We start from the raw sequence: 641 nt of genomic DNA on the forward strand, positions 1-641 counted from the left end.
TTGGGATTCAGGGCTCGGCGCATTGAACAGCACACTCCTCGACCTGCGTGATGGATGCTTTGTCATCATTCTGGCGACGACTGGCATTCGAGCCCATGAGCTCGGCAACATCCGGCGGGATCAGTGGCACAGTGAAGTTCGAGATGGCGAACGGTTCTACTTCCTCGGCTCACGCTCGGACAAAACTTACGCGGGCGAAACCTCATGGCTTTGTCCAGAGATTGCGATTCGGGCTGTAAAGGTCGTGGAGAGGCTTTCAGAGCCCTTGCAGACGGAGCTTGAGCAGGCTCTGAGAGCCGCAGAAGCGTCCGGAGACTTGAAGGAGGTGACACGACTTCGGCAGTGCTCTGGCTGCGTCGGGCTAACGAACGGTGGGGGCAAGATAAATTGTATCACTGTGCTTAGCGGCCCAACGTTGAACAAAAGACTCAGGATGTTTGCAAAGAACCTCGGGACGGACTGGAAGCTTGCGTCTCACCAATTTCGTCGCACCTTTGCCAACTATGTCGTCCATCACAAACTGGGCGATCTGCGGTATTTAAGGGATCACTTCAAGCACTGGAGCCTCGATATGACCATCCTGTATGCAATGAACGAGACGCAGGATCTGGAGCTCTACGACGAAATCTACGCTGCCTTTG

At 54.6% G+C, this 641-nt stretch carries 1 pseudogene; it reads left to right on the forward strand.

The annotated features are described in order from the left end of the window. Positions 1 to 22: 22 nt before the first annotated feature. Positions 23 to 641: pseudogene (locus tag R7Z50_RS28390) on the forward strand (tyrosine-type recombinase/integrase); the annotation flags it as partial.

This window comes from Vibrio sp. 1249-1 (genome assembly GCF_033340495.1).